The sequence below is a fragment of the Noviherbaspirillum malthae genome (assembly GCF_015352985.1).
Lineage (GTDB): Bacteria > Pseudomonadota > Gammaproteobacteria > Burkholderiales > Burkholderiaceae_D > Noviherbaspirillum > Noviherbaspirillum malthae.
Map to the genome: position 1 here is coordinate 77,959 of NZ_JACYXF010000011.1, position 11,928 is coordinate 89,886.

Sequence of the window (11,928 nt, forward strand, 5' to 3'; positions counted from 1 at the left end):
TTTGATTGTGTAGTGTGCAGTGTCAGACTTTGAGAATGCGCTCGCCGCGGCCGATGCCGGAACCACCCGTGCGGACGGTTTCCAGGATCGCGGTGCGGTCGATCGATTCAATGAAGGCATCGAGCTTCGATTTGTTACCCGTCAGTTCGATGGTGTAAGTCTTCTCGGTGACATCGATGATGCGGCCGCGGAAGATGTCCGCGGTCCGTTTCATTTCTTCGCGCTCCTTGCCGACGGCGCGCACCTTGATGAGCATGAGTTCACGCTCGATGTGCGCACCCTCGGTCAGGTCCACGACCTTGACGACCTCGATCAGGCGGTTCAGGTGCTTGGTGATCTGTTCGATCACGTCATCCGAGCCGCTGGTGACGATGGTCATGCGTGACAGCGTCGCATCTTCGGTCGGCGCGACGGTCAGGGTTTCGATGTTGTAGCCGCGCGCGGAGAACAGGCCGACCACGCGGGACAGTGCGCCCGCTTCGTTTTCAAGCAATACGGAAATGATATGGCGCATTACAGATCCTCCGAACCCAGCAGCATTTCAGTCAGGCCCTTGCCGGCCTTCACCATCGGCCAGACGTTTTCGGTCTGGTCGGTGATGAAGTTCATGAATACCAGGCGGTCCTTCATGCCGAAGGCTTCGCGCAGCGCGCCGTCGACATCGCCCGGTTTCTCGATCTTCATGCCGACATGGCCGAAGGATTCCGCGAGCTTGTTGAAGTCCGGCAGGGAATCCATGTACGACTCGGAATAGCGCGAGCCGTAATCGATCTGCTGCCACTGGCGAACCATGCCGAGGAAGCGGTTGTTGAGCAGGATGATCTTGGGTGTCAGGTGATACTGCTTGCAGGTGGCGAGTTCCTGGATGCACATCTGGATCGAGGCTTCGCCGGTGATGCAGGCCACCGTTGCGTCAGGATTGGCCATCTGCACGCCCATCGCGTAAGGCAGGCCGACGCCCATGGTGCCCAGGCCGCCGGAGTTGATCCAGCGGCGCGGCTTGTCGAAGCCGTAGTATTGCGCGGCCCACATCTGGTGCTGGCCCACGTCGGAAGTGATGAAGGCGTCGCCCTTGGTGATTTCCCACACTTTCTGCACCACGGACTGCGGCTTGATGACTTCGTTCGACGGCGCGAACTTCAGGCATTCGCGGCCGCGCCACTCGTTGATCTGGCGCCACCAGGCGGCCAGCGCCTGCGCATTCGGCTTGGCTTCGGCTGCATCGAGCTGCGTCAGCAGTTCGACCAGCACGTCCTTGACGTTGCCGACGATGGGAATGTCCACCTTGACGCGCTTGGAGATCGACGACGGATCGATGTCGATGTGCACGATCTTGCGCGGATGCGTGGCGAAGTGCTTGGGATTGCCGATCACGCGGTCATCGAAGCGTGCACCGATGGCGATCAGCACGTCGCAGTGCTGCATGGCCATGTTGGCTTCATAGGTACCGTGCATGCCCGGCATGCCGACGAACTTGTCGCTGGAAGCGGGATAGGCGCCGAGACCCATCAGGGTATTGGTGCAGGGATAGCCCAGCTTGTCGACCAGCTTGTTCAGCTCGGGGGAGGCATTGGCGAGAATCACGCCGCCGCCGGTGTAGATCATCGGGCGCTCGGCCGACAGCAGCAGCTGTACCGCCTTGCGGATCTGGCCCGCATGGCCCTTGTCCACCGGCTTGTAGGAGCGCATTTCGAGTTCTTTCGGATACTCGAATGCCGCCTTGTGCATGGTGATGTCTTTGGGAATATCGACCAGCACCGGGCCGGGACGGCCGGTCGTGGCGATATAGAACGCCTTCTTCATCGTCTCGGCGAGATCCTTGACATCCTTGACGAGGAAGTTGTGCTTGACGCACGGGCGGGTGATGCCGACCGTGTCGCACTCCTGGAACGCATCCTGGCCGATCGCATGCGACGGCACCTGACCGGAAATGATCACCATCGGGATCGAATCCATGTAGGCGGTCGCCAGGCCGGTGACGGCATTGGTGACGCCCGGGCCGGAGGTCACGATGGCGACGCCGACTTTCTGCGAACTGCGGGAATAGGCATCGGCCGCATGGATCGCAGCCTGCTCGTGACGTACCAGGATGTGCTGGAATTTGTTCTGATTGAAGATTGCGTCGTAGATGTAGAGAACTGCGCCGCCGGGATAACCGAACACGTGTTCGACGCCCTCTTCTGCCAGGCAGCGGACGAGAATCTCCGCGCCGGTGATTTCATTGCTACTCATTGCCAGGTTCCTTTCAAGGTCCATTGGAGATTGATCGGATGCTCTCTCCTGCGAAATCGTGCGAGACAACAGTGCCTGGGCGTCCCTTCTTTGTGCGGTCACGCCATTTCGTTGCGCACCCGTAGATGCGATTCAAAATGCCGCTTAACGCGACTCGTTCGGCCGGGGAATCTGAAGTACCGCTTCGGTTTCTCACGCTTGTGGCGTGGGTTAGAGCAAACAGCTTTTAAAAGTAAAGCACGTCTGATCGGTGCGCGGCATCATGGGCCGCGCGAAAAGACAATTCCTTCAAGATGGGAAGGGAGTGATACGTTAATGGCTCGCACTCTTTTGGTCAAGTTAAATTCCATTAATTCCGTTAGAAATCAAGCGGTTTTCACAAAAACCATGCACAATTACGCACGTTTTTGCTAGCATGCGCACTGTTTTCACGGCGCTCCGCCCGATTTCGGCAGGTCATCCTGTCCCACTCGTCCAGGCATCCAGAAAAAATGCTCCGCCTCCCTGATGGCAACTGAAAAAGAACTCTCCGACTTCCTCGAAAGCGTGGAACGCCGGGCATTCAAGCAAGCCGTTTATGCGGTGCGAAAGGATGAGGCGGCACTTGATATTGTTCAAGATGCAATGATCAAGCTCGCCGAGAAGTACGGCGACAAGCCGCCCGCCGAGCTTCCCCTGCTGTTTCAGCGCATCCTGCAGAACACGATCCACGACTACTTCCGGCGCGAGAAGGTGCGCGATACCTGGGTAAGCCTGTTTTCCTCCCTGGGCAGGGACACCGAAGATCCCGACGGCTTTGACATCCTTGAAACCTACGAGGCCCAGGAAGGCAGCGAGGCCGCGGAATCCAGCGCCGACAAGGTAGAACGGGAACAGGTGCTGGCAGTCATAGAGCAGGAAATACAGAAGCTTCCGGGGCGTCAACGGGAGGCTTTTCTGATGCGTTATTGGCAGGATATGGATGTCGCGGAAACTGCTGCGGCGATGGGCTGCTCGGAAGGCAGCGTCAAGACACACTGCTCTCGGGCGACACACACCCTGGCTCAGGCGCTGCGCGCAAAGGGAATCACCTTATGAATACCAGACAACTCAATTTCGCGTACAAGATCCGCCACGCGCTCAACGAAAACCTCGACCATCTGCCGCAACCCACCGCCGACAGGCTGGCCGCCGCGCGCAGACTGGCCTTGTCCCGGAAAAAGAAGGAATCCGCGCTGCGGGCATTGTTCATCCGCCCGGCTCTGTCCGCACAAGGCGCTCAGGGCAGCCATGGCGGCGCCGGCATGCCGGGCAGCCGCCTCGCCTGGCTCGGGCGCATGGGCGTCGCCGTGCCGCTGCTCGTGGTGGCCTTCGGCCTGGCCGGCATTTATCAGTCCGAGCAGCAGCGCAGGATCACCGATACCGCCGAGATCGACGCAGAAATGCTGGCCGACGAACTGCCGATTTCCGCTTACCTTGACCAGGGATTCAATGCCTTCCTGGCGAAACGGGGTGACTGAGAAATGCCGCAGACGCTGTCCTCATCGACCGCCCGCTTCCTGAGGGCGGCGTGCATTTCATGCGGCATGGTCGCGGCGCTGGCCGGCGCCACAGCACCGAACGCGGCCGCCACGCCAGTCATGACGGCCACCGCAGCAGCCAGCACTCCGAAGCAGCAACCCAATTCCCGTCCGCTGTGGAAGGACTTGACGCCGGCGCAGCAGCAGGCGCTTTCGCCGCTCGCTGCGGAATGGGACCAACTGGACGGCTTTCGCAAAAACAAATGGCTGGCCATCGGCAACAAGTTCTCCTCGATGAAACCGGACGAACAGCAGCGCGTGCAGGAGCGCATGCGCGACTGGGTCAAGCTGACGCCGGAGGAACGGCGCACCGCGCGCACGAATTACGCGCGCGCCAAGAAACTGGCGTCCGAACAGAAGAGCGAGCAGTGGGAAAAATACCAGCAATTGCCGGAAGAACAGAAAAAGGAACTGGCAGACAGCCCCGCTCCGAAGAAACGGGTCACGACGCTACCCTCGCCCAGCGCGCAGCGCAATGCCAGCACCACGCTCCCGCCCATCAAGGCGGCACCCAAGCCGGTGCATGAACAATCCGTGACGCCGAAGGTGACGAACCAGTCAGCAATTTCACCGGCCGCCGCACCGTCAAAATAAGAAACAAGACTCCAGAGATGCCGCTTGATACGAACACCCTGTCTTCCACTCCTCCTTCGCTGAAACGCCGCCTTGCCAGCATGGTCTATGAAACCATGCTGCTGTTCGGCGTGGTATTCGTCGCAGGCTGGCTGTTTTCCACCCTCCTGGAACAGAAACACGCGCTCTACCTGCGCAACATGCTGCAGGACTGGCTGTTTGCCGTGATCGGTGTGTATTTCATCTGGTTCTGGACGCATGGCGGACAGACCCTTGCCATGAAGACCTGGCGCCTGAAGGTGGTGACGACTTCAGGCGAAACGCTCGGGTACAAGAAGGCCTTCGGCCGCTACCTGCTGTCCTGGTGCTGGATACTGCCCGGACTGGCGGCGGCATGGGCGCTGAACGCCAAGACCTGGATGCTGGTGATGATTCCATTAGCCAATATCCTGCTCTGGGCATTGACTGCCTATCTCGATCCGCAAAGGCGTTTCCTCCATGACCGGATCTGCGGCACGCGCGTCGTGCGGGTGGCCGACAAGCCGGCGCCGGTACAGGCTGCTGCATAATCAATGCCTGTCGCTGTCTAAGCGCATCCGCCCGCCTTCCTCCGCCATGGGTCCGCGCGTGGCCTGCCACGGGCAATCCGATGTGCGGATATCCTTCCTCCAGGGCGGCCAGAACCGCGAACAACGCCTGTACAGCTTGGGAAGCCTGTGAACCATGGTTGCACGCATCTGCAAATTCATTCTTCTTGTGCAGTTCCTGGCCATCGCGGCGATTGCCGGCTTTCTCGCCGTCGTGCTTCATTGGCCATGGCCGGTTTCCCTGCTCTTCGCCCTTGGCTTCGCTCTGGCGGTTCGCTTCCTGATCGCAGCCAACAACTTCCGGATTGCCGCGCGTACGCGAAGCAGGCTGCCTGAGCAATACCGCCTCGGATTGCTTGCGACCTGCGTCCTGCTCCTGAGCGAATACAAGGCCACCATGCTGAGTTCCTCATGGACCATGCCGTTCCGGCGTTTCAGCCGGCGCATTCCCGAACAGCCGCGAGGCTTGCCGGTACTGCTGGTGCACGGCTACGGATGCAACAGCGGTTACTGGCACGGCATGAGCAAGGCATTGAGCGCAGCCCGCATCGCCCACCAGGCGATCGACATGGAGCCCATCATCGGTAGCATCGATGAATACGCCGTGCTCATCCACAATGCCGTCGAAGCATTGTGCCGCGACACCGGTCATGCGCAGGCCGTGGTCGTAGGCCACAGCATGGGAGGCCTTGCCATCCGTGCCTATATACGCCGCCATGGCAACGGCCGAATCGCCAGGGCGATCACGCTGGGTACGCCGCATCACGGCACGGCGCTTGCCCATTTCGGGATCGGGGTCAATACGCAGCAAATGCGCTGGACCGCCACCGAGCAGGAAGGCGTGGCGAGCGATTGGCTGCTGCAGCTGGCCGCCCAGGAAAGCGAAGCCGTGTACCGTCTGTTCGTATCGATCTATTCGCACCACGACAACATCATTTCGCCGCAAACCTCGTCGCATCTTGAAGGCGCCAGGAACATCGACTTTCATGCGATCGGCCATGTGGCGCTCAGCCTGCATCCCCGTATCCAGAGCACCGTGATACACGAGATTCTTGACGCCGCCACGCTCCGGCGGCAATCCGCATAGCCGGGACGACCGACAAGTACAGGTCAAGATTGCCGGCAGGCACAGGCGACGCCTCACTCCTGCGCGGTGCCGGAACTTTTCCGGACATTTGAAAACAGAATGACAAGACGCGTTCTACCGCCAGCGAAGCGGTACCCACAATGCCGCGCGGAATCCATTCATTGCCTCATCACAAGGAGTAATCCATGAAGCGTTCGTTCGCCGCCATTGCATCCGGCATCGCCCTGTTGTTTGGATGGGCGCCGGCCTATGCCTCCGATCTTGTCGAAACCGCCTCGACTGGAACTACGTTCAAGACTTTTCTTGCCGCGGCGCAAACCGCAGGCTTGGCGAACACCCTCAAGACATCGGGTCCATACACGGTGTTTGCGCCGACTGATTCGGCATTCAACAAACTGCCCCCGGATACGCTGCGCACGCTGATGAAGGACAAGGAAAAGCTTGCGGAACTGGTGAGCTACCATATCGTTCCCGGCAAGATCCTCGTTGCGGACGTCAAGCCCGGCAAGGTCAGGACCGTACAAGGCGAGGAAGTCACGCTGACGTCCGACAACGGCAAGGTCACGGTCGACAATGCCAATGTCATCCAGAGCGACATGACGGCCGACAACGGCGTGATCCATGAAATCGACACGGTGATACTTCCAAAAAAGTAAGGCCCTGACGCCACGCACCTGATGCCAGGCCGCCGCGCAGCTGCACGGCGGCCGCCCGGCCCCTTCCCGCACCAGACCAAACTGCGTCCCTTTCTCCAGGTCCATCGTTTATCCGGATCGCACCAACGGTGTTATCCTTGCCGCGAAATGAACACAGGAAATGGGAGCCAGCGCTCATGCAACAAAAAGCCCCTCGACGCACGCGCGAGCGGATCCTCGAACTGTCGTTGCGGCTCTTCAACGAATTCGGAGAACCGAACATCACCACGACAGTGATTGCCGAAGAAATGGATATTTCTCCGGGCAATCTGTACTACCACTTCCGCAACAAGGACGACATCGTCAATTCGCTGTTCGTGCAGTTCGAAGCCGAAATCAGCCGCATGCTGGCCGTGCCGGCCGACCGCCGTCCGACGGTGCAGGACGTGTGGCAGTACCTGCACCTGATGTTCGAACTGGTCTGGCGCTATCGCTTCTTCTACCGCGACCTCAGCGACCTGCTGTCGCGCAACCGCAAGCTCGAATTGCATTTCAAGCAGATACTCGCGCACGAAATCCAGGTGGCGCAGCAGCTGTGCACCGGTCTCCGTGCGGACCAGGCGCTCGAGGCAAGCGACCTGGAGATCGAGACCCTGGCTACGAACATGGTGGTGGTCGCCACCTACTGGCTGTCGTATGAATACGTGCGCAATCCGCGCAAGTACACCGAGCAGGAAGTGATGGCCGAAGCGCTGGCGCGCGGCTGCTATCAGGTCCTGTCGCAGATCGTCCCGTATCTGCGCGGCGAAACCCGCGTCATGTTCAACAAGCTCGCGGACGAATATCTGCAGAAGCTGAAATGAACGACCAGCGGCGAGCGGAAGCGCCCGCCGGTATACTCGTCTCCTGGTAATTTTCCCTGCATCGCGCTGCATCCGCTGCGCCTCTGACTCTGACAGTCCTGCCACCTATGAAATCGATCTGTATCTATTGCGGTTCCTCCGTCGGCGCTTCTCCCGTCTATGCGGACGGCGCGCGCCTGCTTGCCAAAACCATGGTTGAGAACAATATCGCCCTCGTCTACGGCGGCGGCAATGTCGGCCTCATGGGCGTGATTGCGGATGAAGTGCTGCGCCTGGGCGGTGAAGCGACCGGCGTCATTCCCAAGGCATTGATGGACAAGGAAGTCGGCCATCTCGGCCTGACGCGCCTGCATATCGTCAAGGACATGCATGAGCGCAAGGCGCTGATGGCGGAGTTGTCGGAAGGTTTCGTTGCCATGCCCGGAGGGATCGGCACGCTGGAAGAATTGTTCGAAGTGTTTACCTGGGCGCAGCTCGGCTTTCATGAAAAGCCGATCGGCCTGTTCAATGTGAACGGCTTTTACGATGGTCTCATCGGCTTCCTCGACCATGTGATCAACGAACGCTTCCTGCGGCGCGAGCAGGCCGATCTGCTGGTGCATGCGGCGGAGCCGGCCGCATTGATCGATATGCTGAAGAACTATCGCCCGCAGCGGCATGCCAAGACTTTCGATCGGGTCACCGCCGGCAAGATCATCTAATACCAATCCCAATGCATCAGGGCCGGCTTAAAGGCCGGCCCTGATGTCGATGCAATGAAACCTGACTGAAGCTGGACTGAAGCTTCACCGAGGCTTCACGGTACTCACGCGTCGAGTGCCTGCCTGAAGTCCTCAAGCAAGTCATCGGTATCTTCAATGCCGACCGATACCCGGATCAGGGATTCGGCGATACCCATGCTGGCGCGCCGCTCCGCTCCCATCTCATAGAAGATGGTATGGGCAACCGGGATCACCAGCGTGCGCGTGTCGCCAAGGTTGCTCGCCGGGATACCAAGCTTGAGCCGGTTCAGGTAATCGAAGCAATCCGTTCCTTCCTTGAGCTCGAAGCTGAACAGGCTGCCGTAGCCGGAAAACAGTTCGCTCGCGATGCCATGCTGAGGATGCGATGCGAGGCCAGGATAGTAGACCGCCGCGACGCGATCGTCGGCTTCGAGCATGCGAGCCAGCGCAAGTGCGTTCGCGCATTCGCGCTCCATGCGCAAGGCCATGGTTTCCGCGCCCACCGCAATATGGTGCGCCGCTTCGGGCCCGAGCGTGCCCCCGAAATCGCGCAGGCTCTTTGCACGGATCTGCGCCATGCCCCACTGACTCGGCGTGTACTTCTTGTAGGTCTCGATGATGTTGGGGAAACGGGTCCAATCGTACAGGCCGGTGTCGGTGAGGCTGCCGCCCAGCGCGTTGCCATGGCCGCCGATGGACTTGGTCAATGCATTGACGACCAGGCCGGCGCCGACCATCTTCGGACGGAACAGATACGGCGAGGTCATCGTATTGTCGACCACATACAGTATGCCGCGATCCCGGCACAGCTGGCCGATGCGCTTGAGATCGGCGATCTGTGTGCGCGGATTGGCGATGGTCTCGACGAACACGATGCGGGTCTGGGGCGTCAGGGCCGCCTCGACATTCTTCACATCGGTCGCATCCACCATCGACACCCTGACGCCCTGCCCGTTGACCGTCTGCCAGAGGCTGTTGGTGTTCCCGAAGAGGAAAGCCGACGACACCACATGATCGCCTTCCCGCAGCAACGCCTGGGCGACCGCACCGATGGCCGCCATGCCGGTCGAGAAGCAGATGGTCGCAAGACCCTGCTCCATCTTCGTGACCTTGTCTTCGAGCGCGGAGACGGTGGGGTTGCCCTGGCGTCCATAGCGGTAACCGGGCTGCTTGCCCTGGAAGACCTCAGCCAGCTGGCGCGCATCGCGGTAACCGAAGGTCACCGAGGTATGAATGGGCTTGTGGAGGGATCCGTGTTCGATCGGCTTCTGTCGATCGCTGTGCAGGATGCTGGTGGTGAAACCGTACTTTTTTGTATCAGTCATGGCGAAAAAAAACCCGCTTGGCTTGCGCCAAAACGGGGGAGAAACATCATCCGTTTTAGCAGCATTTTTCATGGGACTCTACCCGGGCGCCCGCAATCAGAATAAATCGGCGCAGACCCGTATCGTAACGTAAATCCGGGTGAACGCAAAATGACAGGCCGGCTGCATGACAATTTTTCGAACCGAGCGGCGCCGGCCGCGCTGCTTGCATCCAAATATTTTTGCACTATTGTTCAAACAAGTGATCGTAGTCAAATGACAGTGATTTTCTGTCACGCATTTATCGTCAGAAGGTAGCATTGCCCCGGTTATCACTAATCGAAAAGATTGCAGATTTTTGCCGATGGATTTCAACGAACTGGTGCTGCAGGAAATTCCGGATGCGGTTGTCGTACTGACCCCTGAAGGACGAATTGCACATTGGACAAGAGGAGCGGAACAGGTTTTCGGTTATGACAGCATGGAAGCCGGCGGACAGCTTCTGCACGAATTGCTGGTACCGGACGAACATCATGACGAGGAAGCCCGCAATCTGGCGCTGTTGAAACAGGCAGGCATCTGCAGTTACGAATCGGTACGACGGACCAAGAGCGGATCGCTCATCCATGTCGATGTATCGAACAAGGCCATTCATGCGCAGGATGGTTCCCTCGACTATGTCTTGAGCAGCCAGAAAGACGTGACCGAGCTGAAGGTCAGGCGCGACGCGAAATTGCTGGAAGCAAAATTCCGCGATCTTCTGGAATGCATGCCCGACGGGATCGTGATGTCGAATGCGACCGGGCATATCGTGCTCGCCAACTCGCAGGCCCAGCGCCTGTTCGGATATGAAGCGCATGAACTGCTGGGTCTGCCGGTCGACTGCCTGCTGCGCGACCGGACGCAGGAATTGCGGGAGCAGCCCCGCGAAGGCCGCTTCAAGCCGGCGGACAGGAATGCGACGGGCGCAGGCCTGGCATTTCACGCGCTGCGCAAGGACGGCAGGGAAATTCCCGTCGAAGCGAGCATCGGCCAGGTGCAGACCGAGGAAGGGCCCCTGCTCATGAGCGCGATCCGCGACATCACCGAACGCAGGCAGATCGAACTCGCCCTGCATGAAAAAAACATCGAACTCAAGAAAGCCAATCTCGCGAAGGATCATTTCCTGGCCGGCATGTCGCATGAACTGCGCACGCCGCTCAACGCCATCATCGGCTTCACCGGCACGCTGCTCATGCGCCTGCCCGGCCCGCTGACGCAGGACCAGGACAAGCAGCTGCGCACCATTCAGCACAGCGCGAAGCATCTGCTCTCGCTGATCAACGACCTGCTCGATCTGGCAAGGATAGAGTCCGGCAAGATCAGGCTGCATGTCGAAGCCGTGTCGCTCAACAGCCTGGTCAATGGCGTCATCGACACGATTGCTCCATTGGCCAGGCAAAAAGACTTGCTGGTTCAGCCTGACCTTCCCCAACGCGACATCGTATTCCATACCGACAGCCGCGCAGTCAGCCAGATACTGCTCAACCTCGTCAACAATGCAGTCAAGTTCACCGAACGCGGCGGGATAGACGTGCGGCTGAGCGAACTGGAAACCGCCGGAACGCGCAAGGCGGTCATCAGCGTGCGCGACAGCGGCATCGGCATCCGCGATGAAGACAAGGCTCGCCTGTTCGAAGCGTTCTCCCAGGTCGACGCCGGTTCGACCCGGCGCTATGAAGGCACCGGTCTCGGCCTGTATTTGAGCCGGAAGCTCGCGGCGCTTCTCGGCGCGGACTTGTCGTTTGCCAGCACCTTCGGCGAAGGCAGCCTGTTCACCCTGGCGCTTCCGGAGCATCCGCAATAATGCGCGCGTCCATGACATGCGCCGTATCCGGCCGGAGCGGTTCCCCATCCGCGGCATTCGCGGCATGCGAGATGGAGTCGTTCGATTGAATACCCGTATCCTGGTCATCGAGGACAATCCGGCCAACCTGGAGCTGATGGTCTACCTGCTCGATGCCTACGGCCACCAGACCATGACTGCGCATGACGGCCTCGGCGGACTTGCGCTGGCTCGGCGCGAGCGCCCTGACCTGATCATCTGCGATGTCCATCTGCCCGGCCTGAACGGATATGGCGTGATTGCCATACTCAAGTCGGAGCCGACACTGTGCTCGATTCCGGTCATTGCCGTCACCGCGCTGGCAATGGTGGGGGATCGGGAAAAGCTGCTGACGGCGGGATTCGACGGCTATATCAGCAAGCCGGTCGAGCCTGAGCGCTTCGTCGGCGTGATCGAACAATTCCTGAAGTCCTCGCATGCCGGCGCCTCGGCACCAGGCCGGGCCCCGCACTTTCCACAGTAACGCACAGTAACGAACAGG

The 11,928-nt window shown here is 59.8% G+C and carries 13 protein-coding genes; 10 read left to right on the plus strand and 3 right to left on the minus strand.

The window, feature by feature from the left end; all coding sequences use genetic code 11:
- Positions 1 to 22 precede the first annotated feature (22 nt).
- Both ilvN and IGW03_RS15925 read right to left on the minus strand, forming a co-directional pair.
- Positions 23 to 514 (minus strand): acetolactate synthase small subunit, encoded by a 492-nt coding sequence (gene ilvN, locus IGW03_RS15920; RefSeq protein WP_119738913.1) that lies wholly within the window; start codon positions 512 to 514, stop codon positions 23 to 25.
- Positions 514 to 2,232 (minus strand): acetolactate synthase 3 catalytic subunit, encoded by a 1,719-nt coding sequence (locus IGW03_RS15925; protein WP_194723553.1) that lies wholly within the window; start codon positions 2,230 to 2,232, stop codon positions 514 to 516. The genes ilvN and IGW03_RS15925 overlap by 1 nt, the downstream gene beginning before the upstream one ends.
- Positions 2,233 to 2,739: 507 nt before the next feature.
- Here IGW03_RS15925 and IGW03_RS15930 point away from each other — a divergent pair.
- The 8 genes from IGW03_RS15930 to IGW03_RS15965 all read left to right on the plus strand — a co-directional run bounded on the left by IGW03_RS15930 (position 2,740) and on the right by IGW03_RS15965 (position 8,237).
- Complete coding sequence (locus tag IGW03_RS15930) at positions 2,740 to 3,309, plus strand: RNA polymerase sigma factor (protein ID WP_194723554.1); 570 nt, start codon at positions 2,740 to 2,742, stop codon at positions 3,307 to 3,309.
- A complete protein-coding gene (locus tag IGW03_RS15935; protein ID WP_194723555.1) occupies positions 3,306 to 3,731 on the plus strand; it encodes a DUF3619 family protein in 426 nt (141 codons plus the stop codon). Before IGW03_RS15930 ends, IGW03_RS15935 begins: the two co-directional genes overlap by 4 nt.
- A 3-nt stretch (positions 3,732 to 3,734) precedes the next feature.
- Positions 3,735 to 4,385 carry a DUF3106 domain-containing protein gene (locus IGW03_RS15940; RefSeq protein ID WP_194723556.1) on the plus strand — a complete coding sequence of 217 codons (651 nt, stop codon included), beginning with the start codon at positions 3,735 to 3,737 and terminating at the stop codon, positions 4,383 to 4,385.
- Positions 4,386 to 4,402: 17 nt separating this feature from the next.
- On the plus strand, positions 4,403 to 4,933 hold the full coding sequence (locus IGW03_RS15945; protein WP_194723557.1) for an RDD family protein: 531 nt from the start codon (positions 4,403 to 4,405) through the stop codon (positions 4,931 to 4,933).
- Positions 4,934 to 5,087: 154 nt separating this feature from the next.
- Positions 5,088 to 6,038, plus strand: coding sequence for an esterase/lipase family protein (locus IGW03_RS15950; RefSeq protein WP_194723558.1), 951 nt, complete (start codon positions 5,088 to 5,090; stop codon positions 6,036 to 6,038).
- A 185-nt stretch (positions 6,039 to 6,223) separates the two neighbouring features.
- Positions 6,224 to 6,694, plus strand: a complete 471-nt coding sequence (locus IGW03_RS15955) for a fasciclin domain-containing protein (RefSeq protein WP_194723559.1) — start codon at positions 6,224 to 6,226, stop codon at positions 6,692 to 6,694.
- Positions 6,695 to 6,870: 176 nt separating this feature from the next.
- Positions 6,871 to 7,536, plus strand: coding sequence for a TetR/AcrR family transcriptional regulator (locus IGW03_RS15960; protein ID WP_194723560.1), 666 nt, complete (start codon positions 6,871 to 6,873; stop codon positions 7,534 to 7,536).
- A 107-nt stretch (positions 7,537 to 7,643) separates the two neighbouring features.
- Positions 7,644 to 8,237, plus strand: a complete 594-nt coding sequence (locus IGW03_RS15965) for an LOG family protein (RefSeq protein WP_194723561.1) — start codon at positions 7,644 to 7,646, stop codon at positions 8,235 to 8,237.
- A 104-nt stretch (positions 8,238 to 8,341) separates the two neighbouring features.
- Here the strand turns inward: IGW03_RS15965 and IGW03_RS15970 are convergent, their stop codons facing one another.
- A complete protein-coding gene (locus tag IGW03_RS15970) occupies positions 8,342 to 9,583 on the minus strand; it encodes a cystathionine gamma-synthase family protein (protein WP_194723562.1) in 1,242 nt (413 codons plus the stop codon).
- Positions 9,584 to 9,926: 343 nt separating this feature from the next.
- Here IGW03_RS15970 and IGW03_RS15975 point away from each other — a divergent pair, with 343 nt between their 5' ends.
- Together IGW03_RS15975 and IGW03_RS15980 are read left to right on the plus strand one after the other, a co-directional pair.
- Positions 9,927 to 11,408, plus strand: coding sequence for a PAS domain S-box protein (locus IGW03_RS15975; RefSeq protein WP_194723563.1), 1,482 nt, complete (start codon positions 9,927 to 9,929; stop codon positions 11,406 to 11,408).
- An 85-nt stretch (positions 11,409 to 11,493) separates the two neighbouring features.
- Positions 11,494 to 11,910, plus strand: coding sequence for a response regulator (locus tag IGW03_RS15980; protein WP_228535590.1), 417 nt, complete (start codon positions 11,494 to 11,496; stop codon positions 11,908 to 11,910).
- Positions 11,911 to 11,928 lie beyond the last annotated feature (18 nt).